General features: G+C 58.9%; 22 protein-coding genes and 1 tRNA gene. 3 read left to right on the top strand and 20 right to left on the bottom strand.

Annotated elements, in window-relative coordinates:
- Position 1 precedes the first annotated feature (1 nt).
- From phaeop14_RS10260 to phaeop14_RS10195, 13 genes are all read right to left on the bottom strand, one after another.
- Positions 2-1,312: a TraB/TrbI/VirB10 family type IV secretion system protein gene (locus tag phaeop14_RS10260; protein ID WP_096789463.1), complete on the bottom strand. Its 1,311-nt coding sequence runs from the start codon at positions 1,310-1,312 to the stop codon at positions 2-4.
- Complete coding sequence (locus phaeop14_RS10255; RefSeq protein WP_096789462.1) at positions 1,305-2,000, bottom strand: TrbG/VirB9 family P-type conjugative transfer protein; 696 nt, start codon at positions 1,998-2,000, stop codon at positions 1,305-1,307. The genes phaeop14_RS10260 and phaeop14_RS10255 overlap by 8 nt, the downstream gene beginning before the upstream one ends.
- A gap of 3 nt (positions 2,001-2,003) precedes the next feature.
- Positions 2,004-2,654: a VirB8 family type IV secretion system protein gene (locus phaeop14_RS10250; protein ID WP_096789461.1), complete on the bottom strand. Its 651-nt coding sequence runs from the start codon at positions 2,652-2,654 to the stop codon at positions 2,004-2,006.
- 4 nt (positions 2,655-2,658) lie between these two features.
- Complete coding sequence (locus tag phaeop14_RS10245; protein ID WP_096789460.1) at positions 2,659-3,438, bottom strand: type IV secretion system protein; 780 nt, start codon at positions 3,436-3,438, stop codon at positions 2,659-2,661.
- Complete coding sequence (locus tag phaeop14_RS10240; RefSeq protein WP_193438249.1) at positions 3,435-4,583, bottom strand: lytic transglycosylase domain-containing protein; 1,149 nt, start codon at positions 4,581-4,583, stop codon at positions 3,435-3,437. Before phaeop14_RS10240 ends, phaeop14_RS10245 begins: the two co-directional genes overlap by 4 nt.
- Before the next feature lie 143 nt (positions 4,584-4,726).
- Complete coding sequence (locus phaeop14_RS10235; protein WP_096789459.1) at positions 4,727-7,093, bottom strand: VirB4 family type IV secretion/conjugal transfer ATPase; 2,367 nt, start codon at positions 7,091-7,093, stop codon at positions 4,727-4,729.
- Positions 7,083-7,361, bottom strand: a complete 279-nt coding sequence (locus phaeop14_RS10230; protein ID WP_096789458.1) for a VirB3 family type IV secretion system protein — start codon at positions 7,359-7,361, stop codon at positions 7,083-7,085. The genes phaeop14_RS10235 and phaeop14_RS10230 overlap by 11 nt, the downstream gene beginning before the upstream one ends.
- Positions 7,362-7,368: 7 nt before the next feature.
- Complete coding sequence (locus phaeop14_RS10225; protein WP_096789457.1) at positions 7,369-7,659, bottom strand: TrbC/VirB2 family type IV secretion system protein; 291 nt, start codon at positions 7,657-7,659, stop codon at positions 7,369-7,371.
- Positions 7,659-8,237 (bottom strand): lytic transglycosylase domain-containing protein, encoded by a 579-nt coding sequence (locus phaeop14_RS10220; protein WP_096789456.1) that lies wholly within the window; start codon positions 8,235-8,237, stop codon positions 7,659-7,661. The genes phaeop14_RS10225 and phaeop14_RS10220 overlap by 1 nt, the downstream gene beginning before the upstream one ends.
- Positions 8,238-8,301: 64 nt before the next feature.
- Positions 8,302-8,628: a hypothetical protein gene (locus phaeop14_RS10215; RefSeq protein ID WP_096789455.1), complete on the bottom strand. Its 327-nt coding sequence runs from the start codon at positions 8,626-8,628 to the stop codon at positions 8,302-8,304.
- 616 nt (positions 8,629-9,244) lie between these two features.
- Positions 9,245-9,730 carry a YHS domain-containing (seleno)protein gene (locus tag phaeop14_RS10205; RefSeq protein WP_008562333.1) on the bottom strand — a complete coding sequence of 162 codons (486 nt, stop codon included), beginning with the start codon at positions 9,728-9,730 and terminating at the stop codon, positions 9,245-9,247.
- 263 nt (positions 9,731-9,993) lie between these two features.
- Entirely contained in the window at positions 9,994-10,362 is a 369-nt protein-coding gene (locus tag phaeop14_RS10200; RefSeq protein WP_008562414.1) for an SPW repeat domain-containing protein, read from the bottom strand.
- A gap of 108 nt (positions 10,363-10,470) precedes the next feature.
- Complete coding sequence (locus phaeop14_RS10195; RefSeq protein ID WP_008561528.1) at positions 10,471-11,427, bottom strand: AraC family transcriptional regulator; 957 nt, start codon at positions 11,425-11,427, stop codon at positions 10,471-10,473.
- Positions 11,428-11,668: 241 nt separating this feature from the next.
- Here phaeop14_RS10195 and phaeop14_RS10190 point away from each other — a divergent pair, with 241 nt between their 5' ends.
- Positions 11,669-12,079, top strand: a complete 411-nt coding sequence (locus phaeop14_RS10190; RefSeq protein WP_102938028.1) for a hypothetical protein — start codon at positions 11,669-11,671, stop codon at positions 12,077-12,079.
- 66 nt (positions 12,080-12,145) lie between these two features.
- Here the strand turns inward: phaeop14_RS10190 and phaeop14_RS10185 are convergent, their stop codons facing one another.
- Together phaeop14_RS10185 and phaeop14_RS10180 are read right to left on the bottom strand one after the other, a co-directional pair.
- Positions 12,146-12,346, bottom strand: coding sequence for a hypothetical protein (locus tag phaeop14_RS10185; RefSeq protein WP_096789454.1), 201 nt, complete (start codon positions 12,344-12,346; stop codon positions 12,146-12,148).
- Between the two features lie 2 nt (positions 12,347-12,348).
- A complete protein-coding gene (locus tag phaeop14_RS10180; protein ID WP_158524511.1) occupies positions 12,349-12,504 on the bottom strand; it encodes a helix-turn-helix domain-containing protein in 156 nt (51 codons plus the stop codon).
- 215 nt (positions 12,505-12,719) lie between these two features.
- On the opposite strand from phaeop14_RS10180, the gene phaeop14_RS10175 reads away from it, so the two are divergent.
- Positions 12,720-13,361 carry a hypothetical protein gene (locus tag phaeop14_RS10175; RefSeq protein ID WP_096789452.1) on the top strand — a complete coding sequence of 214 codons (642 nt, stop codon included), beginning with the start codon at positions 12,720-12,722 and terminating at the stop codon, positions 13,359-13,361.
- A 2-nt stretch (positions 13,362-13,363) separates the two neighbouring features.
- Here the strand turns inward: phaeop14_RS10175 and phaeop14_RS10170 are convergent, their stop codons facing one another.
- Positions 13,364-13,711, bottom strand: a complete 348-nt coding sequence (locus tag phaeop14_RS10170) for a hypothetical protein (RefSeq protein WP_149615554.1) — start codon at positions 13,709-13,711, stop codon at positions 13,364-13,366.
- Between the two features lie 630 nt (positions 13,712-14,341).
- Between phaeop14_RS10170 and phaeop14_RS10155 the strand changes: the two genes are divergently transcribed.
- The gene (locus phaeop14_RS10155) at positions 14,342-15,217 is read left to right on the top strand and encodes a tyrosine-type recombinase/integrase (RefSeq protein ID WP_244905750.1); all 876 of its coding nucleotides are present in this window, start codon (positions 14,342-14,344) and stop codon (positions 15,215-15,217) included.
- A 62-nt stretch (positions 15,218-15,279) separates the two neighbouring features.
- On the opposite strand, the gene phaeop14_RS10150 is transcribed toward phaeop14_RS10155, so the two are convergent.
- The 4 genes from phaeop14_RS10150 to phaeop14_RS10135 form a co-directional block, all read right to left on the bottom strand.
- Positions 15,280-15,353, bottom strand: a tRNA-Cys gene (locus phaeop14_RS10150).
- 257 nt (positions 15,354-15,610) lie between these two features.
- Positions 15,611-16,360, bottom strand: a complete 750-nt coding sequence (locus tag phaeop14_RS10145; protein ID WP_096789450.1) for a sirohydrochlorin chelatase — start codon at positions 16,358-16,360, stop codon at positions 15,611-15,613.
- 207 nt (positions 16,361-16,567) lie between these two features.
- Positions 16,568-18,838, bottom strand: a complete 2,271-nt coding sequence (locus tag phaeop14_RS10140) for a hybrid sensor histidine kinase/response regulator (RefSeq protein ID WP_096789449.1) — start codon at positions 18,836-18,838, stop codon at positions 16,568-16,570.
- Positions 18,835-20,088 carry an FIST N-terminal domain-containing protein gene (locus tag phaeop14_RS10135; RefSeq protein WP_096789448.1) on the bottom strand — a complete coding sequence of 418 codons (1,254 nt, stop codon included), beginning with the start codon at positions 20,086-20,088 and terminating at the stop codon, positions 18,835-18,837. Before phaeop14_RS10135 ends, phaeop14_RS10140 begins: the two co-directional genes overlap by 4 nt.
- Positions 20,089-20,094 lie beyond the last annotated feature (6 nt).

Below are 20,094 nucleotides of genomic sequence, written 5' to 3'. Positions count from 1 at the left end.
ATCAGAAAATCTCCAGATCGCGATCAACCATCACGGTGACACGGGCACCTTGATCGACATAGATCACCGGCGAGACGGAGAGGTATTCGCCGATCACGCTTTGGGCGCTGTCTTGCAGGTCATCGCCAATGCCTTCCAGAACATCAGAGGTGATCTCGTCTTCGGTGTTTTGGGCTGCCACAGCGGGCAAGGCTCCGATCAGCGATATCAGGGCGGCGGACCCAAATCGTGTTCCAAAGCGGCTGTCGACGAAACCAGTTGTGCCGGAGCGGCCCAGTTCATCGCCACCGAAGGCGCTGATTTCGACGGTCTGGTTGCTGGGCAGAATGATCCGGTCCCAGGCGATCGTGACGCGTTGCTGCGCAATGTCGAGACCGGATTGATACCGCCCGATCAGACGTGCGCCGCGTGGGATCAGGATCCGCGAGCCGTCATAGGCGTGGACATCTTCCGATACCATCGCGCGGACCTGACCGGCGAGCGAGCTGTCGATTGCGGTCTCCAGAACAGCCTGGATCATCGTGCCCTGAACAACCGTGTTTGACGGGTTTACGATCAACTGGGCTTGCGTCACCTCAGCAGGTTCAGCGCCGTTGCGGACAAAGTCTGTGTCGCCATCAAGTCGCCGCTGCTGCGCGGCGGTTTCATTGCTGCCACCGGTGCCGCCAAAGGCAATGATCGGGCTGGCGATACGCGCTTGCAGTTCCTCAAGTTCGGCTTGCCGCCGCCGCTCGAGCTCTTGAAGGCGCAGCTCCTCGGCCGTTGGGCCGGTTGGTGCGGGCGTGCGAGGGGTTTCCAGGCGTGCAAGCTCCAGATCATTCTGCAGTCGCTGTATTAGTCGTGCACGTTCTTCCAACTCCTCGCGCAAGGCAGCTTGCGTTGCTGCTGCCTCGCTGCGCAGGGCATCGATCTCTGCGCCCAAGGTATCCAGCGCATCTGTATCGACGGTTGGCGCTTCAGGTGCTGGCGCGTTGCGAAGGGCCTCAAGCTCACTCCGCATGGCATCCATTTGCGCGCGCAGCTCTTCTGTTTCGCTGGCCAGTTCCGGCTCCGGCGGTGGGGATGTGTCGATCGGTGCAGGCGTGGGCTCGAGCGCACCAAAGCCTGGTCCCGCCGCTTGGAACTCATCTGGGGAGGCGGTTTCCAGGCTGTCGGGTTCAGAGCTGTCAGAGAACAACAGCAAGAGACCCCCAAAGGCTGCGATTGCCCCAATGCCCAGAGCGATGGCAACAAAAGACGGTCGTGCCTTTGAGTTTTGTGGTTTTCCTTCAAGCGCTTCGAGGCGCTTCTTAAGCTCAGCTGTTTCACTCATCCTGATTTGCCTCGCTCATCTCTTGGACGCAGATCTCATCCTCGCCGAGCCTGAGAACCCATCGATCGCTGACACCTGACACGCGGATCACGCCGTCTGGCCTTGCGAGCGCATTCACGCTGCGCTCATTGCCGCCGGACCAGCGAAAGATCGCGGGTAACGGCGCATTCGCGGCAAAGCGGAAATAGGTGAAGGTGCCATCGTCCCAGATTTCTCGTGGGGTGATCTCTGATCGCGCGCTGACGCCATAGGCGTAGTTCGCTGGCGCGTTAGCCGCGACACGCGATTGCCGAGGGGCCGACTCGGGATAGGTGAAGCGAATAACGTAAAAGGTCGGCGAACTCGCCTCAGTGACGTTGAAATAATAGCTGCGCCGGTTGGTATAGACGGTGATGTTGGTATGCGCGCCGCGCGTTACGGGCTTGATCGCAAAAGCCTGGCCGCCGGGCACGCCGTCCAAAAGGAACCCTTCAGTGTCGCCCGCAATGATCGAGCGGATGGTCTCGCCTTGGCCGAACTCAATGCTGGTCACATGGGTCAGGCTGGTGCGGATGCGGTAGACCTGCCCATCCTGGTACGCGGCCAGCCGGACGCGGGCATCATAGGGGCCTTGGCGCGGCTGGGTTTCTGCATAGGCGGTGCCAGCAAGCGGAATTAGGAAGGCGAGGATCAGGAACAGGCAGCGCATGGGTTACTCCAGACGATCCGAGCGGACCGCGTATTCTGTGACGGTGAAGCCGAAAGGGTTCTGCCAGACATCGTCGATCGACCGGCTATTCTCGGGCCGAAACTCAAACATCAGCGTTGCGGTGAAGAGCCCGTTTTGACTGCCGCGCGGCGAATTGAGCCGCTTGCGCAGGCGCACCTGGGCACGATTGGCGCTGATGTGCGTGATCGACAAAACCTCGACTTCAAGGCGGGCATCTGTGCCGTAGCTGTCGGGCGGATAGGCCTCATGGCCGCTGGTCCAAAGCGCGCGCAGTCCTGCAGCGGCCGCGCTGTCCGACTGGTCCAGGACCCGCCGCACACGCACATCATTGTCGAGCTGATTGTATGTCTCTCGATCAATAACATAGCGGTAGACCTGTGCCTCGATGATAGCGGGGCGTTCCGTGAGTGAGACCGCTTCAACCATGGCATTGGGGAGGGCCATGCCGGTTTCGCTATCAAAGGGCACGATCATGGGCGGCGGGTCCACGTCGAACAGGGCGACAAGGGCAGCGGCGAGGCAACCTGCCATGCCAAACGCCATGCCTGTCAGCCCCAGCTTCTGCCACAAGAGCTCGCGTCGTCGTGCGCCGTAGACGAGCTCTTCTTCGATGATTTCTGCCTCGCTGTTCATGGGATCAATCCGCGCGCAGGTCTGGCAGGGTGAAGTCCATGTAGCGGCGCTCTTCGGCCAGCGTGGCGGCATCCACCACGCCGGATTGGCCCGCGCCAACGGTCTGGATGGCTTCGAGCTCCCACATGCGCGTCATGGCGATGGCCAGCTCGGCTGTGACGCGGGTGTTGTGATCGACGGCTTCCTTGAGCGTTTCCATATCCGGGATCAGCGAGACCAGTTGCTCGACCCGTTCGAGGGATTGCGCGGCCTCTTCATAGCTGTTCTCAGCCGCCGCTGACATCATCGCCCCGGTGCTCGCCTGGCTGGCAATGCGTTCCGCACCAGGATTGCCGCTGTTGGCCATGTCGGGCAGGCTGTCTTGGTCAAAGCCTGCATCTTCGAGGGCTTGTGTCATGCGCCCTTCCATCTGAGGGGCCGCGTTGCCGATCAGGCCGCTAAAATCGCCGCTTTGGATCTGCCGGATGGTGCCAAGGAGATCACCGAATTCCTGATCGAGAAGCCCGTCGAGATCACCGCCCATGGCCATTTCGATGATATCCGTCGCTCCGGTAAGGGCGGCGTAAGTCTCGTTGAGCGTGTCGAGTTGCTGCTGCACTAGGTCGAGTTGTTCGAGAAGCGTGTCGAGCTGGTCGGTCTGGATCCCAAAATCCTCCAACATCTGCTGCAGCTGGCGAATTTCCTGTGCGATGTTGCGCGTGTCGACCGTGGGGACACCTTGGGCAGACAGGGGTGAGGCAACTAGCAACGCGCAAGTGGCTACGGTGGAAAGAAAACGGATCAACGGAGGGCCTCCAGATCGAATTGCATGAAGTCTTGTTCGCGGGCCTGCGCGGCCGCCATGGCCAGCTCTGCCGCGCTAAGCGGGCGGGTATGGGCGGCCTTGAGGCGCGTGCGGATCGCGATCAGGCGAGCGAGTTCAGCCCGCGCGTAGGTGTTGAGCGACATGGCCGCGTGAATGTCATCTGTCTCACCAATGCGGGTGATGATGTCCTGAACCCGGAGCGCGGCCGCTTGCACCGACACCAAGGAGTAATCGCCGTAGACCCCTGCGCCGAAAGAGGTCAGGCTCATCGTGGAGTTGGCGAGCAGAACCGGATCAATCGTGCCGAGTGCATCAACACCGCCGACGCGTGCAAGGTAGAGATTGTAGCGCTCGGGGATCACCTGAACGTAGTGTTGGGTTTCGGCAAATGGCGGCACGCCGCCGTAGCGCTGCACATTTCCGGGACCGGCATTGTAGGCCGCCAGCCCGTGAATGATGTTGCCATCAAACATGGCCAGCATCTGGGCCAGATAGCGCGCGCCGCCCGTGACCTGGATGTAGGGGGTTTCGTAGTAGGCTGGATAAATCCCGAGATCCTGCGCCGTACCGGGCATGATCTGGGTCAGACCGAACGCACCAACAGGTGAGCGCGCGCCGATGGTGAAGCGGCTTTCTTGCCAGATCAGCGCCTGCAGAAGGCAACGCCATTGCTTGGGCGAAAGGCCCGCCGCACGCACGCCAGACATGTGGTGCGTTTCCTGAGCCGCGCGAATGATCAGCTCTTCAATCGATCCCGAGGCATCACCGAACATCTGGGCTGCGCCTGGGTTCGGGTCGACCGAACCATAGAGCGTGTCTGCGGCGCTCTCAGGTGATGACCCAGCTTCCAAGCTCGCGACCAGCGCGCCGGAATTTCCGCTGGCCAACGTCGTGGCATCGAGGATGTCTTCCAGCGCCTGGAGTTGTTCTTGCTCGAGCGCTTCAAGCTCTTCCTCTTTGGTCAACCGATCCCGCTGCAGTGCCAGATCTTGTTCTCCCTGCTGCAGCACGCGCTCGCGCTGCAAGAACATGCCCGCATCAAAGGTCGGCACGCCTTGGGCATAGGCAAATGGCGCGGCGAGCGACACCAAGCCTGCAAAGATATGCAGGCGGTGCTTATTCACGGAGACTACCAATCGGCCCGAGCAGCTCTAAATTGCAGTTGCTGCGGCTGACCTCTGCAAAGGAGTTGAAGCATTCAGCTTCGGACGGCCGGTATTCCGCGCAGGCTGTCAGGGTCAAAAGGGTGAGGGTCACTACGCAAAGCCTACGCATCAATCTGTCTCCAAAATTCGGGGTTCTGGCGGTAATCCGCGCCAACCAGCGCCTCGCCTTTTTCCATACCGCCAAGGATCGTGAGGTATGGGCCAAGGGCGCTGAGATCAGCGTCAATCACGACCGAGCCTTGATCATCACGCACCAGCGCCAGGCGGGAATTGCTGCCGGTGCCGAGCAAGACGCTCAGCTCTTTGTCAGTGAGCCCCAGCATCGTGTAATCGCTGGCCGAGGCGCGGATGTTGGGAAGCAGAAGCTGCGTAGGAACGGCCTCGACAATCGTTTTGCCGGTGCGGGTCTTTTCGAGCTGGCTTGCGTATTGGGTCATCATCACGACGACAGCGTTCTGCTTGCGCGCGGTCACGAGCCAATTGCTCAGCCGGTCTGCGAAATACGGGTTGTCCAGCGCCTTCCAGGCCTCATCGATGATGATCAATGTCGGCTTGCGGTCCTCGATCACGCGCTCCACCCGCCGAAACAGGTAGGATAGGACCGCCATGCGCTCTTTTTCGCTTTCGCTATCGAGAATGCCGGTCAGGTCGAATCCCACGACATCACCATCGAGCGAGAAGGTATCCTCAGCGCTTTGACCGAAGATCCAGCCATAGCGACCATCTGCGGTCCATTCCTGGATCCGCTCGAACAGATCCCCTTCATCTGCTCCCGCCACAAAGAGGGAGGCCAAATCCTGCCAGTTGCGCAGGGCGGCATCGCTCGCCCCGGCGTTTTGGCGTACCACTTCTTGGATGCGGTTGATCTGAACCGGGCTCAGGGGCTTGTCGGTGCGATGCAGCAGCGTGGCCAGCCAATCGGAAAGCCAGGCTTGTCCGCGCCCGTCGATTTCTGTGTGCAACGGGTTGAGACCAGTGGCTTCACCTGCCTTGATGGCGCTGTAACGCCCGCCATTGGCGCGCACCGCCATTTCCATGCCCGCGCGATAGTCGAAGACGAAGACGCGCGCGTCGCAGCGACGCGCTTGGGTCATGAGGAAGGCCGACAGCACTGACTTGCCAGAGCCAGGTCGGCCGAGGATCAAGGTATGCCCGCCGGTCGGTTCTTTGTCCGGCTGACCCGTCTCGTGATAGTTGAACAGGAAGCCTGAGCGTTCAGGCGTCGGGAAGAGAGTAATCGGCTTGCCCCAAGGCACTTGGTGGCCAGGTTTGCCCAGTTGACCGCGATGCAGCGCGGCGAGATCGGCAAAGTTCGTGTTCGTGATGGCGGCCTTGCGGCTGCGCATCTGTCCGTTGCCCGGATGCTGCGCGAAATAGTGGGTGCGCGCCGCAAAGCTCTCGTTTACGAGATTGACGCCTTCACTTGCGGCTATGTTGCGCACCTCGGAGGCGATTGCTTCCAGCTTTTCCTCGGTCTCGGCAAAAACTGTGACGGTCATGTGATGATCACCAAAGCTGAGCCGTTTGGATTCCAGGTCATCCAGCGCGTCTACCAGTTCTTCTGCGAGAGAAATCGCGCCGTCATCGCTGGCCTTCATCAAGCGTTGTTGGCGCTTGATCCGGCTGGCCATGATGTTGCTGTTTATGGGCGTGAAGGAATGTGTGACCACCATGTCGACGGGCAGGTTCAGCTCATCGAACATGGTGCAGCTGGTTTTGGCTGGGTAAGTCTTGATCGCAAAACTGGTGCCAAACCGCTTGCCCGCCGTCCCATCGTCCAACGTGAAGCCTCGCCCCTGAAACGTGGCGCGCGTGTTAGCCACATCCTCGGCAATCACGCCAAAGCGGGATTTTGCGAAAAGCGGCCGTTCCTGACCAATGTTGAGCGCCCCGAGGAACCCGAGTAGCTCGCCGCATTCAGCGCCGAGCAGGCGCGGGTTCATCTCTGCGAAGGACGATAGCAGAAACCCGACGACCTCTTCGAGCTTGCGCAGTTGCTTGGCTGTCCGGTCTTTCAGCTGTGCGATGGAGTCTGAACGTTTCAGGCGCAGCCGCGCGCCGAGGGGCGGACGTTTCAGTACCGTGAGCGTGAGAGTTTTGTCCCGCAGGCCTGCCCGCGCCATTGCCATTTGCCAACGGCTGTCCAGGGCTTGGGCAAACCCCACATTGGGCACTGGTGGCAAGGCGGTCTCGATCGCTTTTGAAACCTTGTGGACGTAGAAACTGTACTCTGGCCCAATCTGCGCAATGATCGCTGCGAAGAGCGCGCGGATCTTCTCCAAATGTGCGTCATCGCTGGTCATGCTGTTGACGCCATCGAGGCGGATGCATTGGAACAGGGCATTGCCGCGTGTGCGGATCGTCACGTCATTCACGAGGCTGACATAGGGTAGCATGCTGGCCATCGGCCGCTCTTTGCGCGCCCAGTCTGGCAGCGTTGCAAGATCGTCCGAGGGGTCATGGAGCATAGCTGTCCCCCGAATGGATCTTGCGGTTCGGAGTGGGTGGCGTTTCCTGCAGGGAAGTGACCATCACCTCAAGAAAGGCCGGATCCCAGTCAGCGGCTTTCCACAGTGCAGGATAGGCCAGAGCGGCAATGATGATCACCGGCCAGCTCTGGACCCACAGAAACAGCAATACAAACCCGAAGAGCCAGACCATGGCATACATGATCGGCAAGCCGATGAGCTTTGGCGGTCGGATCAGGCCGAGGAAGAGGCGGGTTTGCGTTGCCATACCGGATTTACGCGCCCCAGATGGCGGTCACGATGGTCGGCGCAGCTGCGATGCCCGCAATGGCAACCAGCACCCAAAGGGCTTGGCGGAAGTCCAGAATTCCAAAGAGCCAAGAGAGGAACACACCGATCAAGGCCAAGGTGCCGATGACAATGCCCAAGGGGCCGGTGATCGTGTCGACGATGCCTTGCAAAAGGTTCTGCACCGGCGAGAGGTCGATGCTCTGCGCAAAAGCCGGGTTGGCAATCATCAAGCTGGCCAGAGCCAGCGACAGGATCGTGCGGATTTGTATGTGCATCAGGAGGCTCCAGTCAGTCGGTCACGCACGGCCATGACGCGGCGCACGTGATTTTGGGTTTCTTGGTAGGGAGGAATGCCGCCATAGCGCGCGACCGCGTCTGGTCCCGCGTTATAGGCAGCGAGCGCGAGTTCGGACGTGCCGAACTGCGCCAACATCATCAGAAGGTAACGGGCAGAGCCATCCAGATTGGCCTGCCAGTCATGCGGATCCACGCCGAGCTGCGCGGCCGTCGCTGGCATCAGCTGTCCAAGGCCGATCGCCCCTGCCGAGCTGCGCGCATTCGGTCGATAGGCGCTTTCAATCTCAATATTGGCTTGGAAGAGGGCCTGCCATTCCGTCACCGACAGACCCGCGCGACGCAACGCCGGGTGCCCGCCATATCGATGCGCGGTGCTTTCAAGTGCTGCGAGGATTTCAGGTCGGGGAAGTGCTCGGGCGGGTGCAGGAGGCGGAGCATCAGGCTCAGGCGCTGCAAAAACGATCAGCTCTGGTGGGTTTGCACCAATCCCGTCGACATAGCTTTGTGCAAAACCCGATTGCGGTGCCTTGGTCTCTAGCTGGCCATCGGCCCGCATGGAAAGCACGAAGCCCTCAGAATAGGCGGGGGCAGCAAAAAATGCTGCGAGGAGCGCAAGCGGTTTAGCCTTCGTCGTACAGGTTGTGAGAGGCGATCTTGCCTTCGAGCATGGGGATCGAGACGATCGATACGCCAAGCCCGGCCAAGAAGCTGGACAAGCCGTTGATTGTTTTGAACTCTCGGGCAGCCATGTTGTTGCGCGCGGTGACGAGCAGGCGACGCGTCTCGCCATCTGGCGAGACGCAATGCACGGTCCAAACTCCGGACCACTGAGCACCTGTACGTTTGGGCGTAACCCGGCACACAACATCCGCCGAATGACCCTCGGCAAGCAGCGTGCGCAGCCCGTCTTCACTGACAACATTGGGGGCGTCTTGCATCAAATTCATAGGATCGAGCCTTGCAGAATTGTGCATTAGCCCGGCAGTCCCTCATGGACTACCGAACCGATACAATATTATAACTTTGCAATCAATAGGTGCAATTTGAGTTATTGCGCCTTTCATGCGTTGAAACGAATTTACTGCAACGGAGTGGCTGAGCCAAGATAATATGGCGCTTTTGAAACAAACATGGGCGGTTATAGTCGTTCTGAAGTGGAGTTCAGCCGCAATTGCGGGCAGTTGCCTGCCGCCTGTGCCGCCTTGGATGCCGACCAATGCCGACGACGTGCGAGCATATGCTGACCTGTTGAGGCGCGATGCGGAGACGTATTTTACCGATGTCGAGCGGTACTTCCGTTGCCTAGATCAGCAGAGGCGAGAGGTCTTCGAACAAGCGCGCGAGGTCAGCGAAGAGTACGCGCGCGTTTTGGAGCTTGTGGACGGCGTGAGGAAATAACGCCTGTCCTCACGTGGAGAAAGCTGCCGTTCAATAAGGCGGCGGCGAAGGTCGCAAAAGCGGACGAAGTGTGAATTCGCTGCGGCTGCACTAATGTCTGCTTGTGAAAAAAGCAGTGGGGCGACACAATGTGCCGCCCCTTCAGATAGATTATGAACGCGAGACTTACAGATCGCCCACAGTCGTGCTGCGGATGTTCTGCCACTGTTCTTCTGCTTTTGAAATCGTGCCTGCGCGGTCTTTGTTGAATTCATCATAGATTGCGCGGTTCAGGAAAACGTAGAGCTTGTCGTCGATGACCGCGTGGAACTCGGGGTCACCGTCGAACTTTTTGCCTACGGAAACACCGAAAGTGCAGTAGCCGCCGTTCTGGGGTAGGTACTCAGCGGGGTTAACTTCGAAGGTCTTCATGTTGGCTTCGGTCGAAAAGTAATACGCCACGCCATCATGCACAGCTGTGTAAGCAGCTGAACCCTCGACCGGGTTTGCGGTTTCGATGAACTCAACCGGGTCTACGCCGTGCAGGCCCAAAGGCGCGCCGGCTGCGGTGATGCCGCGAGAAACGTTGTATTCGTCTGCTGCCATTGCGGCCGTGCCGCTGAGAGCCAGGCTGGTCAAAAGAGCGGAGGCGATTGCGAGTTTCTTGAACATTGGAAAATCCCTTTTTGTCTGCGAGGGCTCGACAGTCGAGCTCTCATCTAGTGCTGATTGAGATATCCGGTCAGAACTATTTAGCAATACAATCAGTTCCTTTATGAACTGTTCGTATGATTTTTCGAACGATCTGCAAATCCTCGGAGAATTGAGAAGGTCATTCAAGGGTTCGGTCCGGTATCGGGGAATTAGACAAAGGATGTCTTCAAACGCGAAAGGGGCCGCACATGCTGCACGGCCCCCAATTACGTCACTGAGGCTCAAGCGCCCAATGCCTCGTCTTCCGGCTGATGGAGCCCAACAACCAAGAGGACGGTTGCACCAAGCAGCGCGTAGTACCAGAAGTCGAGGCTCGCAAAGCCTAGCACAAAAGGCGCTGCGACGAAGACAACGCCAACCAAGCCATCAACGGCCAAGTGGAGACTGTAAGGTAGGACACGGATAAGGCCGAGGTGGTGATCAGTAAGAACCGTCAGCCCGAAGGCGGCGACTCCGGTCGCAACTGATAGCCAAAGTGCCAGTGGGTTTTCCGCGCCGAGGCCGAAGATGAATGGCATGACAATGAGGCCGATGGCGACAGGGTAATCGAGATATGCGTGGATGGATTTGGTGACGAAGCGTAGAGACATGGTACTTTTCCTCATGGTTAGAACTGCAACGCAGCATTGATGAGGCCAAACTAGGCTCTTGTTTCGGCTTCAACTATGTCCAGAGGTTTGTAAAATTATGCAGATCGTTCAGGCTTGCGCACGAACGAGTTTTTGTGACCTGCGGAATTCGGCAGGCGTCATTCCAGTTTCTTTCTTGAAAACACGTGTGAAGGACGAGTCGGAAGAGTATCCGGCACTTTCAGCCGCTTCTGTGAGCGACGCACCCGGTTCCAGCAGAACGCGTTTGGCAAGTTCCATACGCCAACGCGTGACGTATTCCAACGGTGTCATATTCATCGTCTTTTGGAACTGAACGGCAAAGCTTGTTCGCGACATGCCTGCGGCTTGGGCAAGAGTTTCTACCGTCCAACCCTCTGTCGGTGACTTGTGAAAAGCATCGAGTGCACGGCTGAGATTCTTGTCAGAAAACGCGCCCAATCCCCATTCTGTTGCCTCATCGCCGTCGATGAAGCAGCGGATGGCTTGCGCGAAAATCGCTTCTGACATTTTAAGTGCAATAAGGTCTCCACCCATCTTCGCGCCGCCTGCCTCTTCCCCGATCATGCGGAGTGTGGCTTCCATCCAGCGTCCGGCGCTTTCGCCATAGTTCTTAAGGTGAATGTAGGGGGGCAAACGGTCCAATAGGATATGGCGAGAACTCGGATCGAAAGAGAAGTGTCCGCAAACCAGTTGCGTTTCGCTCTGCGGCTCTTCGCCGCCGTAGACCAACACGCCTGAGCCGTCGTAACCGGATTTTTCCAGCACAACGTCAAGCGGCAGGATCGTCCTCTCGGGCTCATGCCCACAATAGAGCGAGTGCGGCGTGCCATGCGGAATGATCACAAGATCGCCTTGGGCGAGGTCGACGATTGTGTCCGTTCCATCTACATGCACCAGGCAACCGCCCCGATGCGCAAAGTGGAATCTAGCGACGTTCTCGTAGTTCGGAACAGCGACACCCCATGGCTTGGAGAACGACGTGCGAAAGTACAGCGTTCCCTGCATCGAGAGGTTCGTCAGGATATGGCTAAGGAGATCAAGCATAGGAGATACCTACGCGAGTTGACGGGCATGTACAGAGGTTTGAACGATCTGCACAAGAATTCGGACGTTTGGCCATAAGCGCTGAGGTCGACACCAGCATCGAAAGAACCAACAATCGCCGCATTGCTGCCAACGCGCCGCTCGGATACGGCAGCTCAAGGACACAAGGGACGACACGTTGACACATGAGATTACATTTTCCCGGCTGGTTGATGTACCGGCTTCCGAGATTGCCAGGCATATGTCCGACCCGAGGGTTGCCGAACATATGCCGCTCTTGACCGGTGCATGGGACACGGAGATGGCAATCCAGTTTGTCAAAATGAAAGAGGAATACTGGGCGCGGGATGGACTCGGGCACTGGGCATTTCTGGTCGATGGAAATTACGTTGGGTGGGGTGGTTTCCAGAAAGAAGGTCAGGAGTGGGATTTTGGACTTGTCTTGCGGCCACATGCGTTTGGTTTTGGCAGGCGCATTTCAAAGAAGGCCATAGAGTTAGCCATCGCTGACGACCGCATTCCATTTGTGACGTTTTTGCTGCCACCATCCAGAAAGAACCTTGGAGCGCTCGGAAGACTTGGTGCAGAGCACGTTGGCGATATCGATTACGACGGAGAGAGGTTTCTGAAGTTCCGATTGGAAACGACGTAGTTACGCAGCTGCTTAGCAGACCTTCATGCACGGCGCAGCATCGGTCAACTGGGCTCTTTCGAGCCGTTAGCTGCGTTTTGCACCAAGGTCCGGTTCAGCGGGATGATCTGAGCAGTGTGGTGTTTTAGGATGGCCGCCATCGTATAGCGAGGCCTGCGTCTCGCCGTTATCCCACCGATACAGCAGACCGATTTCTTCGCCTGTCTTGATACACGTAATGCGGCCGATGGCTTCGGCCGTTGAGCGAACACTTTCATGTTCGGGCATAACTAGCCCCTCTCGTTAAGCAATTCCTTTGGAGCGACATCAAGGGCAAGCGCAATCTGCTCCAGAATATCGATTGATACTGAATTCTTGGCGAGTTCGATCTCGCTGATGTAGCTGCGGTCCACGTCCGCAGCCAAAGCTAGTTGTTCTTGGCTCATACCTTTGGAATTTCTTAGATTCCGGATGTTTAGCCCTACTTGTTCCCTCAATTTCATGGCCTGTATTCGGCCAGATCATAGGAACCGCTCTACGGAATATATTCCACAAAACGCACGCGAACATCACAAACACTATGCCCGCATATGGTGTGAAGGTCGGGATTGGAGGTAGTGTAACAATAATGCAGTAATGTAATCATAAGGCATTTAATGATATGTGGTGCAGACTGACCAGAAATCGGACCGTTGGAGCTGTCGTGGCTCTGCTTGTAACCGTGGCCCCACAGGCGGCTAAGGCCTATCAGGTTGACTGCGCCATTCTGCTTTGCCTGGCTGGTGGGTGGCCTGCGTCAGCAGAATGTGACCATGCCCGTGCCGTGTTTATCCGCCGGATCACGCCCTGGCCAATTGAGCCGCCATTGCAAATTTGGCGTTGTCCGATGGGTGTTTCTGAGCGCGCGCCCTTGCAAAGCACGGCCCAAAGGATCTGGGAGGCCAGCAACCAAAATGGTGAGACACTCAGCCAAGTTAATCTGGCTCAGGTGGTTGAAGGCGGTGCCGATATCGACATCAGCGGTCTGGAATTCGATTTCGTGCGCTCGATCCGTGTCTGGGATGTTCGGCACTACAGCCATCGCGAACGTGGTCGCGACGATGATTGTTCTGAGAGCTACAACATGCGCCTCGGGACCTATGGAACGCAGGGTGAATTCGGCTGGCAACGCACGATACCAGCGGCCGCCCCGCAATGGGTCCTGCCGTCACGGCGCTGTTCGTCGTCAAGCTGGCGTCGCGGGGTCGGTGTCGAATGGGAAGATCACGAAGGCAACCATGGATATGAGTGGGTGGCCTACTAAGGCTATTCGCCGATGTCCTTCATACGTTCCGCGATATCGCCCGCAATGCGTTCATACAGGGCGGCTTGCTTATCTCTGGGAGTTCCGGGCTTTGGGTTTCTTCGACGGATGCGTTTGGCAAGCCAGAAGAGCATCCGTGCTGCTGGATCCGACGTCGCATCAGGTTCTGCAGCTGGGTACTTCTCCTCAAGAGCGACGACGATTTCCTGAGACAGGCTGCGCCGGTTCAGTGTTGCATGCGTTTCCAGACGCTTCTTGAGCGCGGCAGGAAGCAAGAGTTTGAATTGGACCAAGGCTTCTTCTTTCATGATTCCATGATGGACAATATTTGTCCTCAATGATATGGACATTTTATGTCCTTTTGTTGAGGTGTAAATATGAAGACAACCCAATTCAAACTTAACCTTCCAGCGGACGTGAAAGCCTGGCTCGAAGAGGAAGCAGTGCGGAACTTGCGCTCACAGGGCGCTCAGGTGGTGTCTTGTTTGCGGGCAGCCATGTCGCGGCAAGAAGCCGTGGGTGAGAGGGCTGAAAAATGAGCCCAAGCCATATTCAGCTGATTCCGACCCCAGAGCTTGCGCTTCTCTTCGGCTACAACGAGCCGAGCGCGTCCTTCTATGACTTCTGCCGTAGGACGGGTATCGCTCCGGTGCCAGGGCGGCGCGGGTGGTATGACCCGAAACTCATCCGCGCGCGATTGGATGCTGTTCAGGGCATCAGCGCGGCAGAACGCGAGGCCACTTCGCAACCGAGCCTCGTTGCACAGCGGAGAGCGCGCCGTGCCCAGAAGTAATCTTCCCAAGGGCGTCCACCGTGTCCGGCGCAAGGTCGTGTCCGGTGTTCGCTACCATTTCTATGCTTGGCGGGGTGGCCCCAAATTTTGGGACGGGACGGACCCAAACCCAAAGGAACCCGAATTCTTCCATGCGTTTTCACAGTGCGGTACGCCCGCGAGCCCGGCTGAATACCTGACGACTCATTTGGTCGACGATTTTCTGTCCAGTGCGTCCTTGCCCAAGGCTGAGCGTTCAAAGGCTGATATCCGCAAGTGGCTGGAGCTGTTTCGCGAGGAGTTCGGAGCCGATCCTGTCGCGATGTTCGAAGAACGCGCCTCGCGCGGCGAGGTTAATAATTGGCGCAAGAAGTGGCTTCATTCCCCCAAGCAGCACGACATGGCGGGCACCCATGCGACACGCGTTCTGAATTGGGCGGTGGAGGAGGGGAAGCTGAAAGAGCACCACTGTCACAAGCTCAAGAAGCTCTACCAATCGAACCGGACTGAGATCATTTGGACGAGTGGCGACATAGCGCAGTTCAATAAGCACGCGCCGAAATGGGTGCAGAGGATCCTGACCGCAGGATGCGAAACCGGTTTGCGAGCGGCCGATCTGGTTCAGGTCAAAATGGACCAATTCGAAGACACGCCGCACGGCAAGCGCCTTCGTTTCAGGACCAGTAAGCGCGGCCAGATCGCATATATCCCGACCACTTCAGCCCTTGAGAAACTGATCGCAGAGACGCCGGAGGGCCAAGATGTGCTGCTGGTGTCAGAGCTTGGCAGGCCTTTGACGGCCCGTTGGGCATCGAACCAGATCACCAAGTGGCGGCGCGAAGCTCAGATCCCCCCTTGGATCGACGGCAGGGAGAAGACTCTGTCTGATACGCGCGGGACGGCGGCGACAAGATTGCTAAATGCCGACCTGTCTTTGCGCCAGATTGCGGTGCTGATGGGGTGGTCGGTTCGCTACGCGGCGCAGGTAATCGAGCATTATGCGCAGGTTAGTCCGGACGAAAGCGATGCGGTTCTGCGCAAGCTCAATCGAGCAAAATCACTGTCTCAAGACACAAAAATGTAAACGCCCCTGTAAACGCGGGGCCTCAAACACGGCAAGGAGTGATGTAAGTGATTGTTTTTAAATGGAGGCGAGTACCGGAATCGAACCGGTGTACACGGATTTGCAATCCGCTGCGTCACCACTCCGCCAACTCGCCTTACCGGTGGTGTGAGGCGTGATTAATCACATGCGGGGGAGCGGTGCAAGGGGAGCCGTGCAGAACTGGGCGGAAAAATTGAAAAAATCCGTTGTGGCGCTGCCTTGTCCTAAAGGGCACGCTGACCTCAGGCTGGGGGAGGTCAAGACAGGTGCCTGTCCCGGTGATATTTGTTCGCACAACAATCGGATTTGGAATACTCGCGGCGAAGACGCGTAGCTGCGGGCAATGTGCAGGAGCGCCCCGCTGCCTTCAGATCAGGTTGACGTGACACCGGGGCCGGAAAGGGCTTTGTTGAGCGCGTTTGCAATCAGCTGTGGCACCTGCGGGAGTGCTCCGAGAACCGGCAGGGTATCGCCGCCAAAGCCTGCATCGGCCAGCGCATCGGGAATGTCGTCACGCACGTGCTCGCCCGCTTGCGCAAAAAACGGCAGGCAGAGGCTGGGCCGCGCTGGGGCGGTGTCTTCGAACACTCGGGCGGTCGTTGCAATTCTAGGGTCTTCCTCAACGTAACCGGTGGCCAGCGTGGTGCCGGGAAGGCGGTCGCGCATCGCCGTTGCAAAGGCCTCTGCCGCCTCTGCGGCCTTGGGGCCACGGGCTGAGCCATGTGCCGCGAGCAGAATACGGGTTTGGGAAAGGGACCAGCCGCGTGCGGCGCAGGCCAGGGCAAGCGCATCGCAGGCCAGGTCGGGCAGGTTTGGGTCAAGCCCAAAGGGGGGAAGATGATGAACGTCGTGCCCTTGCAGCCGTCGTGGCAGCACAGAACTGGTAAACCAGCCATTTGCCATGAAGAACGGATAAACCAGCGCACCCTGCGGTGTCACCAGCTCCAGCCTGTCGGAGGTCGCAAGGGTGGCCGAACGGATATCCCAATCCGGCAACAGCGTTGCGACCGCATCTGCAAGCTCTGCCAGCGCGCGTTCCTGCGGGGCGGGATCGGAGGGCTGTCCGTGTGCGGTGATAACGGCGGTGGGCCGGTGCACCGGCATAGCGTGGGGAGAGGTCATCTGGCGTGGTCTTCCGGCTGTGCGATGATCTGGACGGCAGGGTGGTCTAGATATCCCAGATAGGTGTTTTATTGTGGGTTTACTACGTTGTGCTTGCACCCACGGATCACTTTTGCAGCTGCAGAGCGTTGCGCGTCACTTGGTTGTCATTGTCATTGTCATTGTCAGGGCAGCGGCGGCTTCAGGCAAGGGCGCGCTGATTGGGCATCAAACTTGCGGAGGCCGCAGATCGTTGAGAAAGCTGCGCAGTTGCTCCGTGTGGATCGGCTTTGCAAACAGCTGGGCGTCCAGCCGCTGTGCCAGCGTGGTGATGTCTGGGCTGGGGGTGGCGGACATAAGGCATGCAGGTAGAGGACCAAGATCGCGACGCAGATCTTCAATGACTTTGGCGCCGCTTAGGTTTGACCCCAGGTGTAGATCGATCAGCAGAACATCCGGGGCGACCTCGATTTCGGCCAGCAAGGTCCGGGCTTCACCCTCGCTGGCGCAGGGAAGCACGTCGATCTGCCATTGTTCCATGGTGAGGCTCAGCGCATGGCGCAGGTCTGTATCGGCAACAATCAGCAGCGCGATCAATTGCGGCAGCTGCGCAGCGGCAGGGCGAGGGGGCGCCGCGTCAAGAAGCGATGCCTCGCCGATCTTCGGCTGGGCGGCGTCGCGGGGCAGGTCAATGGCAAAGACCGTTCCACGCCCCACCTCAGATCTGAGTGTCAGGGGGTGGCCAAGCAGCGCGCAGGCACGCTCCACAATGGCCAGCCCCAGCCCCATTCCGTCAGCAGCACTCGCCGTGGCATTGAGGCGCTGGAACTCCGCGAAAATGCGGCCGCGATCTCGTTCTGCAATACCGATCCCCGTATCCCAGACCTCAACCCGGACGGAGGCGTGACGGGGCCGTACGCCAATCAGGACACCACCTTGGTCGGTGTAGCGCAGAGCGTTGGAAATCAGGTTCTGCAGGATGCGCCTCAGATAGGTCACATCACTCAGCACGCGCGCCCGACTGGGTCTGAGGCGCAGGGTCAGTCCTTTTATATCAGCGATCGGGCGCATCTCGTCCCGCAGTTGGCCCAACAGATCATCCAGATCGAGGGGGGCCACATGGACCTCGGCGCGACCGGAATCCAGCCGTGAGATATCAAGGAGGGCGGAGACCAGCGTTTCGACACTGTCCAGCGCATTGGCCGCCTTATGCAACGTGTCCTGAGGCGCACCGTCGGGAAGTTCGCTTTCCAGAGCGGCGACAAAGAGTTTTGCGGCAGATAAGGGTTGCAGCAGATCATGGGAGGCGGCAGCGACAAAGCGGGATTTGGACGCATTGGCCCGTTCAGCGGCCTGCAGCGCGTCTTCCAGCTCCAGCGTGCGTTCCAGCACGCGTTGTTCCAGGGTGTCGCGTGCCTCGCTCATGGCACGGGCGGCCTGCCGTTCGGCGGTGACATCGGTGAAGCTGATCACAAAGCCGCCATCGGGCATATCCTGCATAAACACCGTCAGAACCCGCGTCGCACCCTGCTGAATATCGAAAGAGAGCGGAGCCCGCGCGCGCTGATCGGCGGTGGTCTTTGCGGAAGCTGAACTGTCCCCCAATGCGGTGCGCGGGCGCGCCCAGTCTGCGACTTGATCGGCGATATCCGCCTGCGCAAAGGTAAAGGTCTCGCGCAGTCGCTCAAAAATACCCTCAAACCGGCTGCCGATGCGAAATCGCCCGATCGGGATCGACAGCAGATCCCCCATCAGCCGGTTCCACCCGACCAACCGGGCCTGCTGATCGAAGATGCAGACCCCCTGGTTCAGATGTTCTAATGTGGCGCGGATCAGGCGGGCCTGATCGTCGAGAATGCGTTCACGTTCCTGATGCTGGATCCGCATGATATCCGTGACATCGGTCTGCAGGATGACCGTGCCGTCATCCGGCGTCCGGTGCTCGCTCACCTGCACCCAGCGATTGCCGGTCATGCGGACGTTGAACATGACGCTGCGGTCCTGATGTCGGGCCATTCGGCGCGCAGCCCAAGTGGTGGGGGGCGTGCCTGTCGGCAGCGACAGAGCCGTGCTGGAACTGACCAGCTGAACGTAGCTGTCAAACCTCAATCCCGGACGCAGATCTGCGCAGATGTCCGGCATGTGCATGCCAAATCGGCTGTTGCACATCACCAGCACATCCTGCGCATTGAAGAGCGCGAACCCTTCCTGCACGGTTTCAATGGCATTGGCGAGATTGGCGCGCGCGGCTTCGGTTTCGCGGTTGGCCTCGGCGAGCTTGGCGTTCGAGAGATTGAGCAGATCCAGCGTGCGCTCCAGATCGCGGGTGCGGCTGCGGATTTCCTCTTCCAGCAAAACAGCGCGTTCGAACTGCGCATAGGCAAGGCCGGAGGCATCGGTATCCTGTTCCACCCGGCGCATCAGGGTTGCGGTGATTTTCAGCAGTTTTTCATTCTGCCGTTCCAGAGAATCGCGCGGATCAATCAGGCCTTCGGTCATGGCCTGACCGCAGTGTCGTCTGTTTCGGGCGGGTAGATGGCCACTCCGGTCAGGGTCTGGTTCACATGGATGGAGTTCACCTGCTCCCCATAGGTGCAAAACCCAACCGCGCGGTGTTTGGCCAGCAGCGTGGAGATCTGAGGGGTCAGCTGTTTCTGCTGGGCCTCCATCCGTCGCAGCAGGCAATCGCAGGCCAGAATCACATCCGGTGTCCGGGTCTCTCCCAGCGCAGAGAGTGCGCGGTCGAGATGATCCACCATATCGAGAGGCTCTGCCAGTGTCAGCACGACCCCTTCGTCGATGGCGGAGAAAAACACTAGATCGCCAGTGTCTGCGACCTGCTGGATCGCGCGCACATGATGCTGGCCACCAATGCGCACCACGACGGGATGGGCGGCAAAGGTGAAGGTGGTCAGCTGTTCCGGATCCTTGCCCAGCAGGCGCGCATATTCCCGCGCTGCCGGTTCGGCGTTGATCTCATGGACCAGTCTGCGAGCAGGATCAGCCCCGGTTACCACCATGCGCTGGGCCGTCGGTACCAGATGATCGGTGTTGAAGACTTTGATCGGGCAGTTGCTGCGGATCTGTAGCAGGACCGCTGCGTCCTGCCGTGCCTTCCCATCACAGAGGACATATGTCGCGCCAAAATCGCTGCCATCTCCGGCGGATCCGCCAAACAGTGGCACCGGGCCAAGCCCCGGCGCAAGATCGGCAGTGAGCGCGTCCTCCTTGACCGACAGCCCATCAATCAACAGGAAGGCAAATTCGGATCCCCACTGTGGTGTCTCCCGCGCCATATCGTTGCGATTGCGAATGATCTGGTCGATCTGGCTCTGGGCATCATAGGCGTTCAGATCGTCAATCGGCAGAACACGGGCGCTGAAATGGCTGCGCGGAAGGCCGATGGCGACAATCTCTCCATCTGTGTAACCGGCCTCGCCGATTTCGCCTGCGGTGGTACAGCCAACCACCTGTGCGGGGGCCAGATCATGTGCGGCCGCCGCGCTGAGCGCATCGATATCGGCTTGGGGAGAGACAAAGAGAATGATCAACTCAAGCTCATCCAACGGCGCCAGCATCTGCGCCAACCTCGCCAGCGCATCAGGCGCGTCGGCGTCTGCAAAACCGGTGCGGGTGATGCGACCGGCGTGATGCAATGCGGCAGCCATAGCTGGCAGAGTGCGCTCGGCCTCCGCCTGCGCGGCTGCGGGGGGATCGGTGTTGGCGCGGGGACGGGCAGGGCGTGTCATGCCGGA

Origin of the sequence: Phaeobacter piscinae (genome assembly GCF_002407245.1) — a bacterium.
Taxonomy (GTDB): domain Bacteria; phylum Pseudomonadota; class Alphaproteobacteria; order Rhodobacterales; family Rhodobacteraceae; genus Phaeobacter; species Phaeobacter piscinae.
Note: the sequence above shows the minus strand (reverse complement) of the source record. Positions and strands in the feature narration are given on the sequence as shown.